General features: G+C 40.8%; 23 protein-coding genes and 1 pseudogene. 4 read left to right on the top strand and 20 right to left on the bottom strand.

Annotation, left to right across the window (positions count from 1 at the left end; genetic code table 11):
* Window positions 1-45: 45 nt before the first annotated feature.
* The 4 genes from MHI27_RS14375 to MHI27_RS14360 all read right to left on the bottom strand — a co-directional run bounded on the left by MHI27_RS14375 (window position 46) and on the right by MHI27_RS14360 (window position 4,442).
* Window positions 46-1,587 carry a TPM domain-containing protein gene (locus MHI27_RS14375; protein WP_405176554.1) on the bottom strand — a complete coding sequence of 514 codons (1,542 nt, stop codon included), beginning with the start codon at window positions 1,585-1,587 and terminating at the stop codon, window positions 46-48.
* 210 nt (window positions 1,588-1,797) lie between these two features.
* Window positions 1,798-2,160: an acylphosphatase gene (locus tag MHI27_RS14370; RefSeq protein WP_405176553.1), complete on the bottom strand. Its 363-nt coding sequence runs from the start codon at window positions 2,158-2,160 to the stop codon at window positions 1,798-1,800.
* Between the two features lie 247 nt (window positions 2,161-2,407).
* Window positions 2,408-3,346: a cysteine synthase A gene (cysK, locus tag MHI27_RS14365; protein WP_405176552.1), complete on the bottom strand. Its 939-nt coding sequence runs from the start codon at window positions 3,344-3,346 to the stop codon at window positions 2,408-2,410.
* A gap of 70 nt (window positions 3,347-3,416) precedes the next feature.
* Complete coding sequence (locus tag MHI27_RS14360; RefSeq protein ID WP_042193856.1) at window positions 3,417-4,442, bottom strand: LacI family DNA-binding transcriptional regulator; 1,026 nt, start codon at window positions 4,440-4,442, stop codon at window positions 3,417-3,419.
* A gap of 326 nt (window positions 4,443-4,768) precedes the next feature.
* Between MHI27_RS14360 and MHI27_RS14355 the strand changes: the two genes are divergently transcribed.
* On the top strand, window positions 4,769-5,821 hold the full coding sequence (locus MHI27_RS14355; RefSeq protein WP_042187954.1) for a 2,3-butanediol dehydrogenase: 1,053 nt from the start codon (window positions 4,769-4,771) through the stop codon (window positions 5,819-5,821).
* A 79-nt stretch (window positions 5,822-5,900) separates the two neighbouring features.
* Here MHI27_RS14355 and MHI27_RS14350 read toward each other — a convergent pair whose 3' ends face one another.
* Window positions 5,901-6,497: a GNAT family N-acetyltransferase gene (locus MHI27_RS14350; RefSeq protein ID WP_339247925.1), complete on the bottom strand. Its 597-nt coding sequence runs from the start codon at window positions 6,495-6,497 to the stop codon at window positions 5,901-5,903.
* A complete protein-coding gene (locus MHI27_RS14345) occupies window positions 6,494-7,174 on the bottom strand; it encodes an HAD family hydrolase (RefSeq protein ID WP_405176551.1) in 681 nt (226 codons plus the stop codon). The genes MHI27_RS14350 and MHI27_RS14345 overlap by 4 nt, the downstream gene beginning before the upstream one ends.
* Between MHI27_RS14345 and MHI27_RS14340 the strand changes: the two are divergent.
* A pseudogene (locus MHI27_RS14340) lies at window positions 7,129-7,724 on the top strand (DUF6803 family protein). The gene MHI27_RS14345 and the pseudogene MHI27_RS14340 overlap by 46 nt on opposite strands.
* Window positions 7,725-7,790: 66 nt before the next feature.
* Here the strand turns inward: MHI27_RS14340 and MHI27_RS14335 are convergent.
* A complete protein-coding gene (locus tag MHI27_RS14335) occupies window positions 7,791-9,239 on the bottom strand; it encodes an MDR family MFS transporter (RefSeq protein ID WP_405176550.1) in 1,449 nt (482 codons plus the stop codon).
* 152 nt (window positions 9,240-9,391) lie between these two features.
* On the opposite strand from MHI27_RS14335, the gene MHI27_RS14330 reads away from it, so the two are divergent.
* A complete protein-coding gene (locus tag MHI27_RS14330; RefSeq protein WP_076298957.1) occupies window positions 9,392-9,940 on the top strand; it encodes a PadR family transcriptional regulator in 549 nt (182 codons plus the stop codon).
* 60 nt (window positions 9,941-10,000) lie between these two features.
* Here the strand turns inward: MHI27_RS14330 and MHI27_RS14325 are convergent, their stop codons facing one another.
* From MHI27_RS14325 to msrA, 4 genes are all read right to left on the bottom strand, one after another.
* Window positions 10,001-11,407 (bottom strand): sensor histidine kinase, encoded by a 1,407-nt coding sequence (locus MHI27_RS14325; protein WP_405176549.1) that lies wholly within the window; start codon window positions 11,405-11,407, stop codon window positions 10,001-10,003.
* A complete protein-coding gene (locus MHI27_RS14320) occupies window positions 11,404-12,111 on the bottom strand; it encodes a response regulator transcription factor (RefSeq protein ID WP_179085832.1) in 708 nt (235 codons plus the stop codon). Before MHI27_RS14320 ends, MHI27_RS14325 begins: the two co-directional genes overlap by 4 nt.
* A gap of 21 nt (window positions 12,112-12,132) precedes the next feature.
* Window positions 12,133-13,323 carry a cell wall-binding repeat-containing protein gene (locus MHI27_RS14315; RefSeq protein ID WP_405176548.1) on the bottom strand — a complete coding sequence of 397 codons (1,191 nt, stop codon included), beginning with the start codon at window positions 13,321-13,323 and terminating at the stop codon, window positions 12,133-12,135.
* Between the two features lie 172 nt (window positions 13,324-13,495).
* Window positions 13,496-14,008 (bottom strand): peptide-methionine (S)-S-oxide reductase MsrA, encoded by a 513-nt coding sequence (msrA, locus tag MHI27_RS14310; protein ID WP_405176547.1) that lies wholly within the window; start codon window positions 14,006-14,008, stop codon window positions 13,496-13,498.
* Between the two features lie 163 nt (window positions 14,009-14,171).
* On the opposite strand from msrA, the gene MHI27_RS14305 reads away from it, so the two are divergent.
* On the top strand, window positions 14,172-15,080 hold the full coding sequence (locus MHI27_RS14305; protein WP_405176546.1) for an aldo/keto reductase: 909 nt from the start codon (window positions 14,172-14,174) through the stop codon (window positions 15,078-15,080).
* A gap of 57 nt (window positions 15,081-15,137) precedes the next feature.
* Here MHI27_RS14305 and MHI27_RS14300 read toward each other — a convergent pair whose 3' ends face one another.
* The 9 genes from MHI27_RS14300 to MHI27_RS14260 form a co-directional block, all read right to left on the bottom strand.
* Complete coding sequence (locus tag MHI27_RS14300; RefSeq protein ID WP_405176741.1) at window positions 15,138-15,944, bottom strand: class I SAM-dependent methyltransferase; 807 nt, start codon at window positions 15,942-15,944, stop codon at window positions 15,138-15,140.
* 56 nt (window positions 15,945-16,000) lie between these two features.
* Window positions 16,001-16,630: a bifunctional 2-polyprenyl-6-hydroxyphenol methylase/3-demethylubiquinol 3-O-methyltransferase UbiG gene (locus MHI27_RS14295; RefSeq protein ID WP_042187938.1), complete on the bottom strand. Its 630-nt coding sequence runs from the start codon at window positions 16,628-16,630 to the stop codon at window positions 16,001-16,003.
* A gap of 74 nt (window positions 16,631-16,704) precedes the next feature.
* Entirely contained in the window at window positions 16,705-17,103 is a 399-nt protein-coding gene (locus tag MHI27_RS14290) for an Rrf2 family transcriptional regulator (RefSeq protein WP_042127470.1), read from the bottom strand.
* Window positions 17,104-17,212: 109 nt separating this feature from the next.
* A complete protein-coding gene (locus MHI27_RS14285) occupies window positions 17,213-17,617 on the bottom strand; it encodes a hypothetical protein (RefSeq protein ID WP_339803604.1) in 405 nt (134 codons plus the stop codon).
* Between the two features lie 67 nt (window positions 17,618-17,684).
* Window positions 17,685-18,458, bottom strand: coding sequence for a DUF817 domain-containing protein (locus tag MHI27_RS14280; RefSeq protein WP_262495498.1), 774 nt, complete (start codon window positions 18,456-18,458; stop codon window positions 17,685-17,687).
* 66 nt (window positions 18,459-18,524) lie between these two features.
* Window positions 18,525-18,740: a helix-turn-helix domain-containing protein gene (locus tag MHI27_RS14275; RefSeq protein ID WP_379421696.1), complete on the bottom strand. Its 216-nt coding sequence runs from the start codon at window positions 18,738-18,740 to the stop codon at window positions 18,525-18,527.
* Between the two features lie 10 nt (window positions 18,741-18,750).
* A complete protein-coding gene (locus MHI27_RS14270) occupies window positions 18,751-19,224 on the bottom strand; it encodes a DUF2975 domain-containing protein (protein ID WP_405176545.1) in 474 nt (157 codons plus the stop codon).
* A 204-nt stretch (window positions 19,225-19,428) separates the two neighbouring features.
* Window positions 19,429-19,644 (bottom strand): helix-turn-helix transcriptional regulator, encoded by a 216-nt coding sequence (locus MHI27_RS14265; protein WP_042127458.1) that lies wholly within the window; start codon window positions 19,642-19,644, stop codon window positions 19,429-19,431.
* A 10-nt stretch (window positions 19,645-19,654) separates the two neighbouring features.
* Window positions 19,655-20,137 carry a DUF2975 domain-containing protein gene (locus MHI27_RS14260; protein WP_076298949.1) on the bottom strand — a complete coding sequence of 161 codons (483 nt, stop codon included), beginning with the start codon at window positions 20,135-20,137 and terminating at the stop codon, window positions 19,655-19,657.
* Window positions 20,138-20,314: the final 177 nt, after the last annotated feature.

Raw genomic sequence — 20,314 nt, 5'->3', positions numbered from 1 at the left:
AAGCAGGTTTCGGATAACCCGGAAACCTGCTCATCTTCAACCTTTTTAGTGTCTACCCGCTCCGCCACCACTGCTGGCGCTACCCCCACCACCTGATGAGCCACCACCGCCGGAATAACCTCCTCCACCGGAAGAGCCACTATCATTGTTAGAGTAGCTGCTGCTGGAAGAGCTGGAGGAGCTGGAAGAATGTCTACCTGCACCTCCGCCACTACTCGAGCCTCCGCCCCCACGATTCTCGTTGCTTGAGGAATATCGTCCTGCTCCGCCACCTCTAGTAGATCCGCCTCCACCACTGTTTCCCCAGAAGCTTGACTGTGAGTTATTGGATGGTGTGTTTCTATGATGATGGTGGTGATTATGATGGTGATTATTATAACGTCTGTGCCAACGTCTACCATAACCGTAATCCGCTTGACCGTACCAATTCCCATACCGACGAATATTTCTTGGGCTATACGGATTAAATGGCAAACCGTACATTTCAATATATTTATTGCGTCGTGAAAGACCATATCCGAACAGTATGAGCGGAGCAAATATCAATAAGTAAATTAGAAGGCCTTTTCCTACACTAACACTGGTCTCCTTTGCTGAAGTGGTTGTTGAGGAAGAATTGGCGGCTGTAGTGCCTCCACTGTTTCCCGTCGCTCCAACGGATTGATCCGCTCTAGCCAATAAGAAGCTGTACAAAGCATTAGAAGTTGCCGTAGCTCCCGTGCCGTAATCTTTTTTCACAAATTGGGGCTCAAGTACAGTATCCAAAATATTGCTGATTGCATCATTAGTTAGAACCTTGTCGATGTCCTTCCCTTGAAGAACATGATAGTTGTCTCCACCTATGTCTAGCACGAGCATAACATCCTTAGGGCCAGCAGCAACGGAGGCAAACTTCATGTAGGTATAATCCTGAAGTGTTTTATCTCCTGCGTTCTTTACAGTAACCACATAAATTCCGCTGCCAGTTGTAGTTTTATATCTGTTGCTAGATTCGTTCAAATAATCCTTTGTTACTTTTTTGAGTACACCGGCATTATCGGATACATAGTTTTTGGTGCCGACATTCTCCACCCAGGTCCCACCCATGGCTTGAATAAAAGCGCCATAAGTTTTACGTGCACCGTTACTATAAGTTTTAGCTGCAAAATCCGGCTCAAGATATTGAGAGAGAATATCTTTAATCTTACTGTTAGGCAACGTGTCCTCAATACCCTTACCTTGTACCGCCCAGTAGTCATCATCTTTTATAGAAAGCAGTAGCAAAAGCCCGTTATTCTTATCCGCAGAGCCTACACCCCAGCTATTGAATAGCGAAGTTGCATACTCTTCCATCGAAACTCCATTTGTAGAATCGACTGTCACCACTACGACTTGAGCACCCGTATCCTGATGTAATCGGATTCCATAGTTCACCATGTAATTCTCAGCTTTCTCGTCGATCACATTCGCAAAATCATTCACATAAAATGACCCAGTATGCTTAGGTACAGCTGTCTTGGCTGAAGTTAAAACCGGAAGAAGCAAAACACTTAACATCAGGGTGGCAAGTGTGGTAAGAAGCATTTTTCTGAAAATTCTGTAGTTCATATGTACCTCCTGCTCTATCATAATCTCTTTTATTTATCGGTTACGCATGGCTTAAGCAATAGTTCCATTTTATTCTATTCTGTGTATTACACAGCGAAGAATGAACTGTGAAACTTTAGTCCCAATTAATTAATCTATTCATATTTTTCCCTCTATCTTCCTAATCCCAAAAAAACATTCCACTTCTTAATTCTACTAATCCATATGTACTTATTTTACTATCGTGAAATCTTTCTCACTCTCATGAATAGGCAGATCACTCATAGTTACTTTCTTTACAGATGCCCGTTTCAATGATTGCATGCAATGAACTAAAAAAGAGATTTGCTGCTCTTCTCCTTGTACTTCTACCTCTACACTTCCGTCTTTTAAATTTTTAACCGTACCCGTTAATCTCATTCTTTCAGCAATCGTATATATTTCCAAGCGGAATCCTACGTTTTGAACTCTACCCGAAAAAACCACTTTCTTTCTAACGACAGGACTTGAAGGGAAATCCAGTAACTGAATACGATTCGCATGCCAAATTACATAATTATTTCTAACTTTTTTGAACACATTCACACGTTTCATACTCCTTTTTTAGAACTACTACGATTTATGCTATATTGTACCATAGCCATTGGTAATATAAGGGGCTGAATTGATCACTCTTTAACTACTAAATGCACAAAAAGACTCAGCATTCCGCTGAGCCTCCTTGTTTGTATTAACCTCAGTGCTAGAAATTAAAATACTCCGGATCTGCACCCATCCGATGGGTTTGATTCAATTCGTTAATTCTAGCCACTTCTTCTGTATTATCGTAGGTCAAACCAATTTATTCGTTAAAATCAAACAGAGTAGTTGTTAAATAACGTTCACCAGTATCCGGCATAATCACCACAATCGTCTTCCCTTTATTTTCTGGACGTTTAGCAATTTGTGTAGCTGTATATACCGCGGCGCCAGACGAGATCCCTACAAGTAATCCCTCGGTCTTGGCAATTTCACGTGCTACATTAAATGCGTCTTTATTCTTCACCTGAAAAATCTCATCAACAACCTCTTTATTGTAAATCTCCGGAATGAAGTTAGCCCCAATCCCCTGAATTCCATGCGCACTAGGCCGGCCACCAGATAATACCGGTGAATCAAACGGTTCGATAGCAACGATATGTACCGAAGGGTTCTTAGCCTTCAAAGCTTCCCCAACCCCTGATATGGTGCCTCCAGAACCAACACCCGCAATAAAAATATCTACATTTCCATCAGTATCCCGCCAAATTTCCTCTGCAGTTGTCGTTCTGTGAATTTCAGGGTTAGCTGGGTTGCTGAACTGTTGTGGAATGAATGCATGTGGAATTTCCGCTGCCAATTCCTCCGCCTTTTTCAGAGCACCGCTCATCCCTTCAGCTCCAGGTGTTAATACAAGCTTAGCACCAAGTGCAGCCATCACCTTACGGCGTTCAATACTGAATGTATCCGGAAGTACGATAATCAACGAGTACCCAAGGCTGGTCGCAGCCATTGCAAGGCCAATGCCGGTATTGCCACTTGTTGGCTCAATAATTACAGAATCTTTGTGAATTAAGCCTTTATCCTCAGCATCTTTGATCATCGCATAACCTATACGATCCTTGACGCTACCTCCAGGATTAAAAGACTCTAACTTGGCAAGGATTTTTGCTTCAACGTTCTGAGATTTACTATATTTCGAAATTTCCAATAACGGTGTATTACCAATCAAATCTGTTATGCTTTTATATATATTAGCCATAATAATCTCCTCATTTCATATTCCCCCATCAACTTACTTAGTATTAAGTCTAACAGGATTTAGAGGATTTTCAACCTGTCGTACTACGCTTAACCGAAACACTAGACTCTCGCACAATTAAACGCGGATCAAGCTGTACTCTTTGGTAGTCGCCCGTAATATTATCCTGAATGCGTTGCAACAGAAGCTGAGTAGCCAATCGGGCGACTTCATTGCCCATGATCGAGACCGAACTAATCTGCGGACTTGTAATGGTTGTCCATGCGTTATTATCCACCCCTACCACTGCCACATCCTCAGGAACACGAACGCCTAACTCTTTAAATCGGTTTACAATCCCTATAGCAACCATGTCATTTACAGCATATATTGCATCTGGCATATGGGTCAGGCTATAGAAATAATCTGCAGCTTGTACCCCCGTTTGCAAGGAGAAATCCTCTCCAAAATAAACCAAAGAAATATCCACTTGATTTAACGCCTGCTGATAGGCAAGATAACGATCCTCAATGAGATCCTTCTGAGCTCCTGCGTAAGCAATTCTAGTTCGGCCAATATTGCTTAGATGTTCCATGATTAGCTGGCCCTCAAAACGTGACAGGCTTACGATATCCGCTTTCACATTCTCTGTAATACGTTTCCCGTAGTTAATGATGGAGACAGGAACACTCGATTTATTAATTAGCTCTACCATAGTCTTGGGATAAGCAAGAGGCATGATAATGAGTCCATCAACATGTAATTTCTTGATCTCACGAATCGTTTCGAGCTCTGTCCGCGGATTTCCGGAAGTATTAATCTGAATGACTCGATAGCCGTCCTGTTTAGCTGCTTGCTCCACGGACCAGGCGATATCTGGAATAATGGCATTTCGAATGTCGGGAACGGCCAGAGCGATTTGCTTCGTTTGGCGAATCTTCAGACTTTGTGCAGAGGTATTAGGTGTAAAACCCATCTCCTCAATCACTTGCAGTACTAATGCCTTAGTCTTGGAACTAATTCCCTCCGAATTATTAATCGCTCTTGAAACAGTAGCAATACCTACTCCCGCTCGTTTCGCTACATCCTCTATGGTTACTTTGTTTTTATTAGCCAAGTTGATAGTCCCCTCATTTTCGGAATCGTTTCCGTAATCATAGCTATTATTAAATCTATCCGTCTCATTCAAGCCGTTTTCCCAATGTATTTATTATAACATATATGTACTTATAAAAGCACTTATAGCAAGTATCACACAGTCTATATATGCCTGCTATCGCTAAGTTTAGGTGAAATTTTTCACTAATTTTCGATATTAATATTTTAGTATTTAAATTTGACAATATAAAAATTATGTGACATATTTGTTCTCGGAAACGTTTCCTCTTTTCCAGGAGAAAAACACTATTTATTATCAATTGATTAATCTAGGAGATGAATGATATGCAAGCATTAAGATGGCATAACGTCAAAGATCTACGGTTAGAAACGATTGAAGAACCAGCAGCACTTGAAGGAAAAGTGAAAATCAAAATAGAATGGTGCGGGATTTGTGGCAGCGATCTTCACGAATATGTAGCCGGTCCTATTTTCATTCCCCAAGGTACAGATCATCCCCTTACTGGTGAAAAAGCGCCAGTCGTAATGGGACATGAATTCTCTGGACAAATCGTTGAAGTAGGTCAAGGCGTTAGCAAGTTTAATGTTGGTGATCGAGTTGTCGTTGAACCAGTTTTTGCATGTGGTGAATGTGTAGCTTGTCGACAAGGCAAATACAATCTTTGTGAAAAAATGGGCTTCCTAGGTTTGGCTGGAGGCGGCGGTGGATTCTCAGAATACGTTGCAGCAGACCAACATATGGTGCACAAAATTCCTGACAGCTTGTCCTATGAGCAAGGCGCTCTAGTAGAACCTTCTGCAGTTGCTCTGCATGCTGTTCGTTCCAGTCAATTGAAGGTCGGAGATAAGGCTGTAGTATTTGGCGCTGGTCCTATCGGTTTGCTTGTGATTGAAGCTTTGAAAGCTTCCGGTGCAGCTGAAATTTATGTTGTTGAACTCTCAGAAGAACGTAAGAGCAAAGCTGAGGAACTTGGTGGTATTGTAATCGATCCTAAACAATATGATGTGGTTGAAGAAATTCAAAAACGTACCGATGGCGGCGTGGATGTTGCTTTTGAAGTCACAGGTGTCCCTCCCGTTCTAACACAAGCTATCAATTCCACTAAATTAAGTGGTCAAATCATGATCGTTAGTATTTTTGAAAAAGATGCTACGATTACTCCAAACAACATCGTACTTAAAGAACGTAATTTAACTGGTATCATCGGATACCGTGATGTATTCCCAGCAGTAATTAGTCTCATGGAACAAGGTTACTTCCCTGCAGACAAACTAGTGACTAAAAGAATCAAATTGAACGAAGTGATTGAACACGGGTTTGAGGCGCTTTTGAAGGAAAAAAATCAAGTGAAAATTCTTGTAAGTCCTAAACAATAACCATAAACAGCCAAGTGGCTGATCTATAGAGCAAGAGTCCTTCTCCATAAGAGAGGGACTCTTGGCTTCTTTTATACAATTATGAGTACTTCTCATTTAATAAATAGTGCAGATTCTCTTTTACCGATGGCCATTCTTTATCCAAAATACTAAAGACAACATTATCATGAATCGAACCATCAGATCTAATTCTATGCTGGCGTAGGACCCCTTCTTTTACAGCCCCTAATCGTTCTACCGCTCTTTGTGACCTCAAGTTAGTCTTCACCACTGTAAACTCTACACGAATCAGCTTTAGCTCTTCAAAACAATAGTGAAGCAGTAATGACTTAGCCTCGGTATTCACACTCGTTCTCCAATATTCAGGTGAGATCCACGTACATCCGATTTCAGCATTGCGATGAACCAAATCCGGATGCATGATTCGAGTGGTACCGACGATTTGTCCAGTAGCTTTTTCAATGATGACGAAGGGGATTTGCGATTCATTGTTTTGATTTGCGAATGCGGTTGTGATTAAATCCTGTACCTGCTCGTCCGACGTTATTTTTCGCCAAGTAAATTCCCAGATGTTTGGATTTCTTAATACTCTCGCTAGCCCTTCTACATGGCTGTCATCCATTGGAACCAGCTTGACTGTATTGCCCTCCAAGATTGAATTACGAGGTTGGATCATTTCGCACACCGCTCTCTTAATGATATATGTTGGATGATATCCGCAATTTCTTCTACTCGATAAGCGATATGATCTGCCCAAGCATTCTCCAGTTCTTCTTTAGATCCGTAACCAAACGTCACACCAATAGATTCTACTCCACAACCTATAGCACCGATAATATCATGCTCTCGGTCCCCAATCATCACAGCTTCCTCCGGAAGAATAGCATTCTGATCGAGTACGTACTGTATCACATCTTTCTTTTTAGAACGGGTGCCATCTAGATTACTACCACCGATATGCTCAAAATAATGATCTAGTTTATAATGCTCAAGAATTTGTTCTGCAAAAACAGTAGGCTTGGAGGTAGCTACATACAATGAAAATCCTTTATTCTTGAGGTCTTCCAGAAGTTGCGGTATACCATCAATCACCATATTCTCAAGCATTCCAACGGTGCTGTAACGCTCACGGTAGAATACAACTGCTTGTTGCGCTTGTTCCTCTGAGAACTGATGCAGCTCGATAAATGAATCATAAAGAGGTGGGCCTATGTAAGGAAGAAGTTTATCCAAATGCTCGATCTGAATATCAAATTTGTTCAATGCGTATTCTACGCTTTTTGTTATGCCTTCTTTAGGGTCCGTTAATGTACCATCCAAATCAAATAAAATACTTTGTAGTCCTCTTCCCACTGCTGTCTTGCTCCCCTCAATTGATATTAATGGATGTATTTATAATACCTTCGTTTCTACATACTTTCCACATACTTCTCGAATACGATCAGTACGAAAGTTATTTTTATATATCGGAGGAGTATTTTATGAACATGACCCATTATATGTCTTTGCTAGCGGATAATCAGCCTTGGAACACCAAAAATCTAAAAGGCTCTTTACGGACCTTTAACAAAATCTGTAGCATTCTGGCCGGGTTGTACTTCACAGGGGTATTCTTCTACTTGTTTCCTACCGCATTCATCCCTTTGTCAGTGAATGGTGAGTGGCACACATGGGTTGACGTGGTAGCCGTAGACTTCTATTTGAGCGGAGTGCTTTTCTTATTACCGCTAGCTTTGTTAGATCTTGGTCTGATCGCTCGTAAACGAACAGATGAACAGAAAATGAAGCTTCATTTTATACTCATCGTGGATTCTTGGTTGTAGCACATATCGCGATGATATTCGGGATGATCAATCCGGAAATTGTGGGCAGCATGGGTGGAATGGGCGACATGATGCACTAACTTAACATATAAAAAAAGCAGATCAAGACTAAGCCCTTGGTCTGCTTTTCTAATGTGATGCGAAGGTTATCCCGTACTTTGAACAGAAATCACACTACGCTTCTTGCGCAATAAAAACATAAGTGGTAATCCAAACAACACGATGATAGAGCCGACTACGAATACATCATTCACACCCATAGTGAACGATAATAATCTTATCGAATCTGCATTACCTGCACCTGAACTGATCAATTCTTTAGAGTGCAGTAAGGATCTTGTGGACAAAATAGAAGTGAACACCGCAATCCCAAGTGAGCTTAACACATTCCGAACCCAGTTGTTGATCGATGTGGCATGACCTGACCATTCGACTGGAATTTCCTCCATAGACGCTGTGCTACTCGGAACGTTAGCTAATCCAATACCTAAATTCCGAACAACCATTGCCCACATAATGAAGCTGTAAGAAACATTTGTATGCAGCCGACTCATCATGAATAAACCGATGAAAATAAATAAAATACCAGCAGAAATTAACTTCACAGGCCCAAACTTTGGATACATCTTACCTACGATTGGACTAAGTAAAGCCAGCAGAATCGAAGATGGCAATAAGATAAGCCCCGTTTTAAGTGTTGTTGCTCCTTCTACCGTTTGTAAGAACAATGGAGTTAAGTAAGTTCCAGCATACATTGCTATCGTCACCAAACTATAGATACTAAGCATGGCAGTAAAGCGCCGATTTCGAAAGACACGCAGATTCAGCAGTGGTACTTCCGCCTTCAGCTCGTGCAAGACGAAGAAAACTAAAAGTACGATCCCCAAAAGTATTAAGGATAGGGTCTTCCATGATCCCCATCCCCAGCTATTGCCTTGGCTAAATGCGGTTAATAAAGATAAGCTGCCCAGTACAACAGTTAGGAAGCCAGGAATATCAAATGATTTCGGAACATTCATTCGATAGTATGGAATTAACGTTACGGTTAGAATAATAGCAATGATCCCAATGGGAATGTTAATTAAAAATAACCAGTGCCAGCTAGCATACTGAAGTAACCATCCGCTAAATGTCGGACCTATGGCTGGGGCTACCATCGCGGATAGCGACCATAGGCTCACGGCGAAAGGTCTGCGTTCAGCTGGAATCACTTGGAATATAATCGTCATCGTACAGGCCATAATCAGCCCGCTGCAAGAGCCCTGAAGCATTCGAAATACAATCAGAGAGGTTGGATTCCAAGCTACTGCACAGAGTAAGGAGAACATGGTGAATCCCATCAAAGCGAATAGATACAGTCGCTTATAGCTGAATCTACCTCCCAGATATCCGGCAAGTGGTGCAGTTACTCCCGTTGCTAGCATAAAACCTGTAACCATCCATTGCATAGTGTTCAGGTTCGAATGGAAATGATTCATTAAAAGAGGAACAGCTATGTTGATGGTCGTTGTACTTAAGACAGAGACGAAGTTTCCGAAGAATATGGCAATCATTATAGGCCAAAAATGAATTTTACTTTCTTGTTTAACGTCCACGCTACCCCTCCTTATCTTTTTTATATGTCTACTTTTACATATATAATTTAACTTAAATAATGTTATAATCATATTGAATATATGTCAATGATGACATATGCCTAAAAATCACAATAATAACGGATATATAATAACTGGAGGGCTTCAGAGTAATGAATACACTGTCTTATGGACTTCTTACTTTACTTAGTGCTAATTCGTTGTCTGGATATGAATTAACACAGAATATCAAACCGTTATGGCGAGCAGGACATAGTCAAATCTACCCTCTTCTAATGAGCATGGAGCAGCAAGGTTATATTTCATATCAGCTCATTGAGCAGTCGGATAAGCCGGATAAAAAGGAATACTCCATTACGGAAGCAGGACTTGAGCAATTGCGGAGATGGGTGGAGACTCCAGCAGAGCCTCCAGTTCTACGGGACGAGCTACATTTTAAGCTGTATAGTCTATGGCTCTCCAAACCCGAGGAGGCAAAAGAACTTCTACAAAAACGAGCGGAATTTTGTAAAAGTGAGCTAGAACGATACAAGGTCTTGCTGAAAGCTAACGAAGTCTTACGTGATGAACGAGGTGAGACTCGTGAATTAAAAGCAACGACTTTTGGACGCTATTTACTCATTCGGAAACGTGTGCTCGATATGGAGAGCTCTATACAATTTTGCGAGTGGGCACTTGAAGAGCTTGAGCCAGCAAAATAGCGTTAGCTGACATCAATTAAAAAGAGACTTCGCGTACATACGCAAAGTCTCTTTTGGCTCTTACTTTTCGGATTTTGTTAATTTAGGCAGCCGTACCTCGCATCGGGTTCCAACTCCAGGCTGACTTGTAATTCGAATCTTACCGCCGTGTAATTCTACAAGCTTTTTAACAATTGATAGTCCAAGACCTGTACCACCATATTGCCTGGATCGTGATTTCTCAACTCTGTAGAAGCGTTCAAAGACATAGGGTAGTTCTTCCTCAGGAATACCTATTCCGGTATCCTCTACAATAAATAAAACGGTATCTCCGTCGACATCCTCATCTACATGGACGGTAATCTCACCTTCATCCGTATAACGGATCGCATTCTCCAGAAGATTCATCATAATCTGTTCCATACGCTTTTCATCTCCACGAACCCTATACGAAACTCCATGATACATAATCTTCAGCTGAAGTCCCTTTTCTTTGGCTTTCAATTCCACTCTGCGTAACGCTTGTTCTGCCATGTGCTTAAGATCTATCCAGTCCATTGTAAGTGAGATCTTGCCTTCTTCCATCTTTGCCAGTTCAAATAAATCTTCTACCAGATGCTCAAGCCGATGCGCTTCCTCGTGAATAATATCCAAATACAGATCTCGTTCCCCTTCGGTCTCATAAAGTCCATCCTTTACGACCTTGGTATACCCTTTCAAATAGGTGATGGGTGTCCGCAGTTCATGAGAGATGTTGGCTAAAAATTCCTGACGCGTATCCCTGTATCTTTGCAGATCTATAGCAAGGTCGTTAATAGCTCCTGCCAAAAATCCGATTTCATCGTTACTACGTATGGAAAGTCTCGTTTCCAATTCACCGGCAGCAATTTTTCTAGTCGCCTTCTGCATTTTGATCAGCGGCCTGGATAACAATAAACTAATTATTCCCGTAATCCCTAGTGCCAATATAAAGGCCCCAATTCCTGCGAGCAACAGTAGGTTACGGATAGAAGCCAAGGATTGCTTCATGTTCTCTGTAGAGGACATTACATATAGTGCAGACTGGATGGTTTGACCATTTGAAATTGGTTTCCCAGTGATGAAATATCTGTGTCCAGTAGGATCTGTATACTCAAAATTCACACTTTTTCCGGCAAATATCCGACTAATATCCGAAGCATTTATGAATGAACGATCTGCGCGGTCATGAACACCCGAATGGAGAATGACACTACCGTCTTTTGAAATATTAAATATACTCACGTCCGAAAACTCTGCAAAAGTACTCATCATCTGCTCGTTTGAACTATCCGGTGATTCAGCCATTCCGATAAAATGCGAGGTTAGCTCCTCAGTTTCTTTTTGCATCTCGTTGTAATAAAAATTGGTAAACATTCGGTCTATCGTTATCCCAAGAATAAACAAAACAACTAAAAAAACAGACATAATAACTGACCCGAGCTTCAGTCCGATAATATTATTCTTCATAGATGATTACCTGGGATCTCAAATTTATAGCCTAATCCCCATACCGTTTGAACAGGATTATAAGACAGACCCGCCTTATGTAATTTCTCGCGAATATTCTTAATATGTGTGTCGATGACACGGTTCTCACCCTCATAATCATTGCCCCATAAACGCTCCACTAGTTCTTCTCTCGTAAAGACACGGTGCGCATTTTGTGCCAAGGCCGTTAGCAGATCAAATTCCTTGAGTGTAAACTCAACTGCTGTATCCAGAATATGTACCTCACGAGCATCCGGGTAAATCGCTAGCTCAGGGTAGCTCAGAACCTTTTTCAGATGTTGTTGGGTCGATGTAAGCATTGAACGCCGTACCAAAGAATAAATTCTTGCCACTAATTCCTCTGGCTCGAACGGTTTGGTGAGATAATCATCCGCTCCTATGCCGAGACCACGAACCTTGTCCTTAGTTTCCGAGCGAGCTGTTAGCATTAGAACGGGGACAGAGCTTACCTCTCTAACGGCTTTACAGACCTGCCAGCCATCCATATCTGGCATCATCACATCCAACAGGATTAGATCAAAGTTCTGTTGTTTCAGCAAAGTGAGTGCCTCATGCCCCGTTGACGCTTCTCTAGTCGTTATTCCTTCTCTTGTTAAATAAATCCGAATTAAATTCCGCATGTTCCATTCATCGTCAACGATCAGTACCTGAAGCTTATTCAAGTTGTTCACCCTCTTCGTGGCCTAGTGACCGGAATGTGGATTGCCTCCTGCCGCCGGTGAGATTTCCAGCATATCATCGATTTCGCTTTGGGCACTTTCTTTTATTACGTTGATGTCCCCAGTTAACCAAGCATGATTATAGGGGCCTTCTGCTGGTGAATCTTGAAATTTAGGTTGAAGGGTCATCATATATTCCATCACGGAATCTGGCAACCCGTCTTTTTCCGTAAAGATAAGCGGTGCATGTTTCCCTAAATGCGAAAAAGGTGCAGCGGCGATCGCCAGCATCGTTGAATCGGTAGTCAACAAAGACAAGTTATGTCCAGGTGTCGTTATGCCCCAGCCGAAACCGTTGCTGGCGTCCTTAAAAGTAGCAAAAGCAATGGAATTCTCATAAATGTCTTTTCCAGCTATACGGGTTACTGTGCCGAATTCCTGTAATTGCTTTTCTACTGCTGTAGATACAACTTTTTCAGGTCCTAAGATATAAATCGTAGCCGAACCTCCACGCTCTTTCAAAGCATTAACGGTAGGGTCTGGAATTTCATCTTTTGTTACATAGAGAAGCGGCTCTGGCATATGGGCGATCCAATTCACTGCAGGCAGTGTGTACTCAGGACTATCCATAGAACCTACAATGACTGCCTTTGGAAGTTCACCAGAAGCTTTTGTATAATAAGTATCAATGGCTTGTGCTATAGCTGCCGGCTCGTCCCCTTCAATTCGGTCTACTTTCAGATCCAGTGTCTTTAATTGTTCTTCGACATTGGAAGCCATGGGTCCGACGAGCACTACTTGTACACCATTATTACCTTCTGCGCCTAAAGGATTCAATCGCTTAAGCTCTGCTAACGTTGCCTCAGGGACACCCTCTTTAGTTGTAAAAAGAATAGGGCCATTATTCGGATGATGGATCAAATCCGCACTAACCGCGGCAATCTGCCAATTGCTTACATCCGTTAATACTACACTTGAAGGTCTGTTGTTCTTCGTCTGTGCAGTCCATAGGGTTTGTGAAACGATAACTGCTGCCTCAGTCGGGTCAGAAGTGTTTATACGAGTTGTGTTTTTTGATGCGATCCATGGTTGATCCACTGACGATATAAAAGCTTGCTTATCTGATCCAGATGGGGCATTATTGCCCGATTGACAGCCAGCTAACACTGCACTTAGAAGCAATGTTACAGCAACTATGGGTATGATTTTTTTCATCTTAAACCCTCCATTTTAATTTCTCGCTTAATTTAGAGTAGTTTAGTCTATAAATGTGTAGAAAGTATGTAGAATTTAAAATATATAAAATTTGTATATGATGCAAAAAGAGCACCTGTAAGCCATGAACGACTTAGGATGCTCTTTTACTTTAGAAATTCCGTTTCTGCAATTACCAGTGTTTAGCGATAAAGGTATCCCGTCCGGATTGCTCACGATCCTCTTTATAATGCTTGGGATTCTTGTGATGATAGTCCTGATGATATTCTTCCGCTCGATAAAAGGTTGGCGCTGGAAGGATTTCCGTCACAACGGGTCCTGAGAATCTGCCACTCACAGCAACCTGCTCCTTCGATCCAAGGGCTGCTAAACGTTGTTCTTCGTTATAGTAAAAGATGGCTGTCCGGTATTGTGTTCCTCTATCCTGAAATTGTCCACCATCATCCGTGGGATCAATCTGAGGCCAATATAATTCAAGCAGCTTCTCGTATGAAAAAAGCGCTGGATCAAACGTAATTTGTACCACCTCGTAATGTCCTGTTGTTCCTGTTTTGACTTCTTCGTAAGTTGGGTTCTCGGTTAATCCTCTAGCATATCCCGATACAATCCCTTGGATACCTGGTAACTCCTCGAACGGTGTAACCATGCACCAAAAGCAACCACCTGCAAACATTGCTTGTTCCATATGTTCAAGTCTCTCCCTATCCATCATCATCTAGTAAATAACATATGCTATGACGATAATGCTTCTAGGTTATAATGTCAAAGGAAATCATTCATTTACATTCGAATTCGATGCTTTAAGGCGTTATAATATAACAAACAACGGAATTAGAAAGGAACAACCTATGAATAAAAATCGTTTGGGTCAGTCCGATTTATATGTAAGTGAAGTAGGACTCGGATGCATGTCCTTAGGTACGGATGAGGCAAAAGCCATTTCCATCGTCCATGAAGCGCTCGATCAAGGCATTAACTTTTTAGATACAGCCGATCTGTATGATGAGGGTCGTAATGAAGAGATCATTGGTAAGGCGATTCGCCACCGCCGCGGTGAGGTGATATTGAGTACAAAAGTGGGTAACCGCAGAATTCCAGGTCAAGAAGGCTGGAGCTGGGATCCATCAAAATCCTATATTAAATCCGCAGTCAAAGACAGCCTAAGACGCCTCCAAACGGATTATATCGATCTGTATCAGCTGCATGGCGGAACAATCGATGATCCGATAGATGAAACTATTGAAGCCTTTGAAGAACTTAAGCAAGAGGGTCTAATCCGATATTATGGGATCTCTTCTATTCGACCTAATGTCATTAGAGAATATGTAAAAAAATCAAACATAATCAGTGTAATGAGCCAATACAGTATTTTAGATCGACGTCCTGAGGAGGAAATCCTCCCTCTGCTGGCCGAGCATGGGATCAGTCTTATTGCCCGGGGTCCTTTGGCGGGTGGCATCCTTTCGGAGAACGGCCGCAGTAAGGCAGAGAAGAAGTACTTAGATTACAGCAGTGAGGAGCTTCTGAAGTTGCATGATCAGCTTATCCAGGAAACGAGCCACTCTCGCCCCTTAGCACAAACTGCACTTCATTATCCTCTAGCTAATCCATCTGTAGCGGTTATCATTCCTGGAGCGAGTAGCATGGAGCAGTTGAAGAATAATGTAACGGCTGCTAAGTCAGCCCCACTGTCTTCGGAGGAAATTGAAATGATCCGCGGGTTGAGTAAAGCGAGCCGCTACACACTACATTTGTAAAGTAGTCTGTCATTTATAAAATTAAGAGCGCCAGTTAAGAAACTGACGCTCTTAATTTTATTTTCTTTTACCGATGTATAACAAATGTGATGAGATGCCCAAGATTGAGGGATCATTTGCTTTGGATATGAGGAAGTGAATCAAGCTCTCTTCCCCCTCTTGGTGAGTCCAATACTGTTGCTGCTCTGCAGATAACATGGCTGCAATACTTGATGAACCAATTAAATCTATCGACTCAAATCCATTCCTTTCCATGAAAGGCTGAATCTCATCAATGTTAAAATAATAAGCACCTGTAAATCGGCCCTTGTCACTATGATTAAAGATTCCGCTCTCATAGAATTCATTGATGGTGTTCATATTATCGTTCGGTTTCCACTGCTGCGGGGATTGTAACGAATTAATGGTCATTCTCATTCGACTTTGAAAAGCCACGAATACTAAGCCATCTTGCTTGGTCACGCGATGCAACTCTTTTACTGCTAAAATTCGTTCCTCTTCCTTCTGCAAATGATACAAAGGACCGAGCATCAATGAAACATCATAATTCTCATTAGGTATTCCTTCTAAATCAATAGCATTTAAGTTATGAAACCCGTCAAATTGCTCAGTTAATTCTAGTTCAGCTGCCTTTTCCGTTGCTACTTCAACTAATTTAGGTGTGATATCTGAAAGGGTTACTGTATATCCGAGCTTAGCCAGTTCCATCGCGTATTTACCGGGTCCTGCGCCATTATCCAGCACCTTCCCAGCTGATGGCAAATATTTCTTGATATAATGGAGATTAATAATGAACTCTAAGGGTTCTCTATCCAGCCTGCCCCACTCGTCAAAGCTTGAGTAATAATCAATAATATTGCTCATCAACATAACACCTGCCTTCTTTTGAAATATATTATCTTCGATATGTCGAAATTTTTCTATAGTTCTTTCTTACATTTTACCATTAAAAAGTTTATCGACGGTTTATTGATCATGTCCTTGTGCGGCTCGTCAATTTCAGAGAACTCAACTAGTCCATAGGTTTCAAACTCTTGTGTAATGGATTCAGCATCATAAAAAAATATTTTCACGCCATAATCTGTCTCATAGTAATTTTTATCCAATAGAGTACCTTTTCCAAACATTGGAGCATTTTTCGAAACTGTTGTAAAAATCATATAACCACCTGGCTTTAACTGGTTGTAGCAATCCTTAATGAACTTTTCTCTTTCACTTTTATTCAACAGATGAATAAGACCATGGCAAAATATTCCTTCATAGAGGTTATTATCATACGGCATGTCATTCACTGAACCATGAAAAATGCTAATATCAATTCCATTTTGCCTCGCCAAATCAATTGCTGTTTGAGAAATCTCAATACCCGTTACATTTATCCCACTCTCTATAAAAACCTTTGCATTCCTGCCATATCCAATCCCTGGTACCAATATGTCTTTAACATTCCTCTCAAGGAAAAAGTCCTTAGTGGCGATCGCAGAGTCTGTAGGTTCAAATCCCCACATCGTTTGTTTTTCTATAAAGCTTGATTCCCAGAATTCCGTCATATTTCATTCTCCTTTATATTAAAGTCATTACGGACTTATATTATCTTTAATTATATTCAAAAAAGAACGGATCTTTACTCCGTCTTCATTGTTTTCGCCAAATCTGCAATTTTCTTGTTTTCCAAGTACTGCTCCATCTGTCTTTCAGCGTCAATCACAACCTGTTGAATCAGGCACTCGCTACCGTGATCCAGGCTACATTCGAACAAAGATGCAGTCCCTTCGATCGCATGGATAATATCCAGAAAAGAGATCTCTTCGGACTTCCGTCTGAGACGATACCCACCGTTTGCTCCGGGTGCAGATTGAATCAATCCAGCCTTGACTAGCTTGGTCATCATTTTGGACAGATAGGTTTGCGAAACACCCAGCTTCTCAGCAAGTAATTGAACACCTACAGGCTTATCGGACGCCGCCGTCACCAGATAAAGCATTGCATGAAGCGCATAGTCTGTCGCTTGGGAATATTTCATTCAGCACCTCCATTAACGACTTTGAAAATCCATAATAACTCTAATCGTTAAAAAAGACAAGCATGTGCAATCAGCTGCTTTCTTCTATCCTCTGGAAAGAAATTCAGATCTATATAATTTCCTTTACTACTGGTTCCGATGTTGAAATAATATCAACGACATGGTCAATACAACAGATCCCATAGTGCTTATATGGTTTTGGAAAATCCTTTGATGCGAATATTCCATTAGAAATAAAATCAAGATACCTTGATTTCTTATAAATCCTAAATGTTTTTCCGTCAAATTCCTCGTAATCATCCCAAGAAGTAAAGAATTCATTTCTAATCGAATATGCAATATAGGAGTGAAAATCAACTTGTATTATGGGAGAGCTTTTCTCACCATCCATAAGAGGCTCAGCTATATCACTAGCTTTGCTTTTACAAAAAGATAACCTTAGTTGATTTACCTCTGGCTCTATTAGACCAAAGAAAAACACATCCTGCAATTCTTTTAAATCTGTATATTCCATCTCATCTCCCCCTCATCACTAATTTGTTCTTACTCCATGTACTACTATTTCCTTTGAAGACAATACTCTACTCTTTCGCGTTACGATTAGCTTTAACATGTTTAAGCTGAGCAACTATAATGACACTAATAATGACCAGAAGGAACCATGAACTGATCTTACTGACACTAACCACATGCCATACCTGATTCTGATCTGGGTATTTCCAAGCATTAAAGAATGTAGCGATATTCTCAGCTAACCAGATAAAAAAACCTACTAAGAAAAAAGCCAGTGTCAAGGGCATCCGATAAGTAGTGTTTCGTACCCGATAAATGATCCAAGTTTTCCAAAAAACAATGAGTACAAGCCCCTTTAGCCACCAGCGAAAATCAGGAATGAAGTGATGCGTGAAAAAGTTCAGATAAATAGCTGCTCCGAGCGATCCAGCAGCAGCAAGTCCCGGCCAGCCCGTCATATCCATTTTCAGTCTACGCCAAATTTGACACATATAGCTCGCGACGCTCGCGTACATAAACCCGCTATACAGTGGCACTCCAAACACCTTGGTTAGCCCGGGTTCAGGGTATGACCATGACCCCATTCTTATCTTATAAATTTCCAGCAGCAAACCAATAATGTGAAATACACAGATGACTTTAATTTCATCTAGCGTCTCTAATCCAGTACGGTACATAAGATATTGAACGGTAAGCAATATAATAAGAATGGCATCATATCGGTAAATGTAAGGCAGATCTATTACGTTAGAGAGAGCTAAAGTCCCAAAGATCGCAATAGGAAATATGCAACTCATCGCCTGATGATAGCCAAAATGCAGAAGCTGCGTTGTTGATTTCAATGATGCGCTCTCCTTTCCAGGCAATGCTGTTCTTTTCAATCTGCGGAGTCGATTACTCATTACGATTTAAGCATCTTCGTCCATTAGGTATTCTAAAATATCTCCAGGCTGACATTCTAAAGCTTTACAAATCGCATCAAACGTTGATAATCGAATCGCTTTTGCTTTTCCATTTTTCAATATAGAAAGATTGGCCATTGTTATTCCAACCCTATCTGTAAGCTCAGTAACGCTCATTTTTCTTTTAGCTAACATCACGTCAATATTCACTATAATCGCCATTATTTTCACCTCAGACTGTTAAGTCATTTTCTGATTTTATTTCTATGGCATTTTTCAAGAGCTTTTGAAGAACAGCAGCAAAGACCGCAATAACGATTGGAGCACAAGTCATGACAAGTCCGAGTACGACTAGACCTGGTGCATCGGCTTCCTGTGCCATTTCGTAAATAAGTGGCATACCTGCCGCATATAAGATACTGATGATGATTGCACAGTAAATTATATTTTTTAAAGCCTTAATGGATAGTTCTGAGAACGCTTTGTTCTTGTCAATATAGCTTAGAAGTCTTAACGCCTGATATAAAGCTACGAAATAGGCTATCACTGTTACATACACCCCTATAAGAACGGGATAAACCAAATACACCGGATAATCTCCAGCTGCCTTGTTAGGTATCGTAGGTAACCAAAAAATACACAAAGCAAGAACCGGAATTCCAATAAGAATTACAACTATCTTTAAAAAGAGTGTTTCACGTTTCATAAACTGCACCTCACAAAGTTAATAATCTGGATTCAATTTATCACATAATTTATTGTTATTCAATATATATTGATTGTATTACAATTATTTTTTATCATTAATATAACCCCCTATTATTTCACACCTCCAATTATTGCACATCAAAAAGGCCCCCTCCTCATAAAGATTGAGAAAAGAGCCCTGCCTCTACTATTCATTTATTTCTTAAGTCTCCTCGTCACTTTTGTATTCTAAAATATCGCCAGGCTGACAATCTAAAGCTTTGCAGATCGCCTCTAATGTTGATAATCGAACCGCTTTCGCCTTTCCATTTTTCAATATAGACAGATTAGCCATTGTTATTCCAACCCGCTCCGAAAGCTCGGTCACGCTCATTTTTCTTTTAGCCAGCATCACGTCAATATTAATAATAATCGCCATTGTTTTCTCCTCAGACCGTTAAGTCATTTTCTGATTTTATATCAATAGCTTCCTTCAAAAGCTTTTGGAGCACCGCAGCAAACACTGCAATCACCATGGAAGCAAAAATCACAACCACCCCAATGACAATGAACCCTGGGGCATCATCTCTCTCCGCGACGAGATAGAAAAGGGGCAATCCCACTACATAAATTCCACTGATTGCAATTGCACAGTTCCTGATATTTTTTAATACCTTTACAGATAATTCTGAGAAAGCGTTGTTGTTGTCAATATACCCTAACAGTTTGATCGCTTGATACAATGCAAAGTAAAAAGGTATCGCCGATGCATACAAATCAATGTACAAGAGATATTTAATATAGGTTTGATCAGGGTATAATTCTGCTGCATAATTCGAAATCGCAGGCACAAAAATTATACACAAGGCAAGAACTGGAAGTCCAATAAGAACAACAGCTATCCTTAAAAAAAGCGTTGATCCAAGTTTCATAAAACACACCTCACAAAGTTATTTTCAAAATTGAATCTAACATATAGTTTATCGTTTTACAATATATTTTAATCGAAAAGTAGTGATTAATGACTGTTTTATATTTCACGACTAAAAGGCCGAGCTAATTGACTATTAAAAGTCATTAGCCCGGCCTTTGTCACCTTTTTATATCTC

The sequence above is a fragment of the Paenibacillus sp. FSL H8-0261 genome, from assembly GCF_045040645.1.
GTDB lineage: Bacteria > Bacillota > Bacilli > Paenibacillales > Paenibacillaceae > Paenibacillus_AQ.
Note: the sequence above shows the minus strand (reverse complement) of the source record. Positions and strands in the feature narration are given on the sequence as shown.

Coding starts and splice junctions, on each gene's coding strand:
- MHI27_RS14375 (WP_405176554.1), bottom strand. CDS start 1,587: ATGAACTACAGAATTTTCAGAAAAATGCTTCTTACCACACTTGCCACC.
- MHI27_RS14370 (WP_405176553.1), bottom strand. CDS start 2,160: ATGAAACGTGTGAATGTGTTCAAAAAAGTTAGAAATAATTATGTAATT.
- cysK (WP_405176552.1), bottom strand. CDS start 3,346: ATGGCTAATATATATAAAAGCATAACAGATTTGATTGGTAATACACCG.
- MHI27_RS14355 (WP_042187954.1), top strand. CDS start 4,769: ATGCAAGCATTAAGATGGCATAACGTCAAAGATCTACGGTTAGAAACG.
- MHI27_RS14350 (WP_339247925.1), bottom strand. CDS start 6,497: ATGATCCAACCTCGTAATTCAATCTTGGAGGGCAATACAGTCAAGCTG.
- MHI27_RS14330 (WP_076298957.1), top strand. CDS start 9,392: ATGAATACACTGTCTTATGGACTTCTTACTTTACTTAGTGCTAATTCG.
- MHI27_RS14325 (WP_405176549.1), bottom strand. CDS start 11,407: ATGAAGAATAATATTATCGGACTGAAGCTCGGGTCAGTTATTATGTCT.
- MHI27_RS14315 (WP_405176548.1), bottom strand. CDS start 13,323: ATGAAAAAAATCATACCCATAGTTGCTGTAACATTGCTTCTAAGTGCA.
- msrA (WP_405176547.1), bottom strand. CDS start 14,008: ATGGAACAAGCAATGTTTGCAGGTGGTTGCTTTTGGTGCATGGTTACA.
- MHI27_RS14305 (WP_405176546.1), top strand. CDS start 14,172: ATGAATAAAAATCGTTTGGGTCAGTCCGATTTATATGTAAGTGAAGTA.
- MHI27_RS14300 (WP_405176741.1), bottom strand. CDS start 15,944: ATGAGCAATATTATTGATTATTACTCAAGCTTTGACGAGTGGGGCAGG.
- MHI27_RS14295 (WP_042187938.1), bottom strand. CDS start 16,630: ATGACGGAATTCTGGGAATCAAGCTTTATAGAAAAACAAACGATGTGG.
- MHI27_RS14290 (WP_042127470.1), bottom strand. CDS start 17,103: ATGAAATATTCCCAAGCGACAGACTATGCGCTTCATGCAATGCTTTAT.
- MHI27_RS14285 (WP_339803604.1), bottom strand. CDS start 17,617: ATGGAATATACAGATTTAAAAGAATTGCAGGATGTGTTTTTCTTTGGT.
- MHI27_RS14275 (WP_379421696.1), bottom strand. CDS start 18,740: ATGGCGATTATAGTGAATATTGACGTGATGTTAGCTAAAAGAAAAATG.
- MHI27_RS14270 (WP_405176545.1), bottom strand. CDS start 19,224: ATGAAACGTGAAACACTCTTTTTAAAGATAGTTGTAATTCTTATTGGA.
- MHI27_RS14265 (WP_042127458.1), bottom strand. CDS start 19,644: ATGGCGATTATTATTAATATTGACGTGATGCTGGCTAAAAGAAAAATG.
- MHI27_RS14260 (WP_076298949.1), bottom strand. CDS start 20,137: ATGAAACTTGGATCAACGCTTTTTTTAAGGATAGCTGTTGTTCTTATT.